General features: G+C 24.7%; 1 protein-coding gene. It reads right to left on the minus strand.

The genetic code is table 11. The features are described 5' to 3' along the window. Nucleotides 1-1,512: type VI secretion system tip protein VgrG (vgrG, locus tag L8X50_RS08175; RefSeq protein WP_263660888.1), on the minus strand; the 1,512-nt coding region annotated here is incomplete at its 3' end. Nucleotides 1,513-1,545: the final 33 nt, after the last annotated feature.

Raw genomic sequence — 1,545 nt, forward strand, 5'->3', positions numbered from 1 at the left:
ATTCACCCCATTATACAAACTCCCACTAATAAAAGGCTTGTCTATATCATCATCTAAAAATGAAATAATAACTTCATCTCCTATTCTAGGTGTATGGTAAAAACCTGAATGATTGCTTGCTACATTACTAGCTACTCTTAAGAATGGACTATGGTGATACATGTTTGTTTTATTATCTAATTCTTCTTGATTAGCATAAAGATTAATCCTTACTTTAACTCTTCCATACTCATCAGTATAAATAGTATTTCTTTGATTTTCTATATTAAAATCTTCTCCTATAACTATACCCATGGTATTAATTGGAGGTTTTGGTTTGGATTTAAAACTAGGTGTAAAGGTTAAAAAAGATGGGGTAAGGGTTAAATTATTTGTATAAGATTTGCTTAGATTTAAGTCTTTAATATTTAAATTATCATTGGTATTGATAGTATTAGCTAAAATAGCATCATCAATTAAAATTTGTTCTTTTGCAATAATGGTATATTCTTTGGTGGTTTCTTCTTGAATATTAATTTTAATACTTTCATTTAAACTAAGATGATAAATATTGCTTTTTGCTTTTAGTATATTATTAAGCATAGTGTTTCTTTTTTCTTTTAGGGTAGGGGATTGTTTTAAATTAATATTTTGTGTAAAGGAATACTCACTTTCATAAGAATGCTCATTATAATGTACATTGGTGTTTTGTGCTTTAGTGCTTAAGGAATATAAACTTAAAGGTTGTTTGGAATTATTACTAGAATGAGTAAAAGCATTAGTTTGTATTTGTTTTTCTTTATTTAGTGCGTAAATACAAGTTTCATTAAGATGGTTGTTGATATTAGGATTAAAAACTATATCTTTTATTTTGCCTTTATGAGTATAAAAATCATAAAAATAAATATTATCTTTATCTTCATAAAAATAAATACCATGATTGTGTGCTAATCTTGTGATAAATTCTAAATCACTTTCATTGTATTGAGAAATCAATTCTTTAGTTTCATATATATGATGAATATTAGAAAAATCAATGTTTTTATTTAGCTTGGTGTTATAATAGGCTAAGGTTTGTTTAATTACTTCTATTATGTTTGTATGAGTATAAATACGATTTGCTTTATTAAAATCAAGTCTTATTAAAGGAGAATGCAAGTTAAACTTAAAAAAATGTTTATGGTTTAATTGTTTAAAATTTTCTTTTACAATATTGCTAGCACTGCCTTGATTAACACCTAAATAGTCAACATAAGATATTATTCCCCGATAAATCATATCAATATTAGTTGAAAAGTCTATCTTTTTGTTTTCATAAGGATTTTTAATTATAAGTGAAGCTTCTTTATCAATAAGCATATTAGGATTAAATTCAATATTGTCATCACTAAAAATATCATTATTGATATTTTCATAAAAACCTTCACATTCACATAAAAAGATCTGATCCAAGCTTTCTTTTATAATGGCTTTTGTGATTTTAAAATCAAGTTTGTTAATTTTTAAATTAAGATAAGAGTTGTTTGTATTCATTAAAAAACCTTTGTTGGTATTGGGATTTATTGG

The sequence above is a fragment of the Campylobacter sp. CNRCH_2013_0898h genome (assembly GCF_025772965.1).
Taxonomy (GTDB): Bacteria; Campylobacterota; Campylobacteria; order Campylobacterales; family Campylobacteraceae; genus Campylobacter_D; species Campylobacter_D lari_D.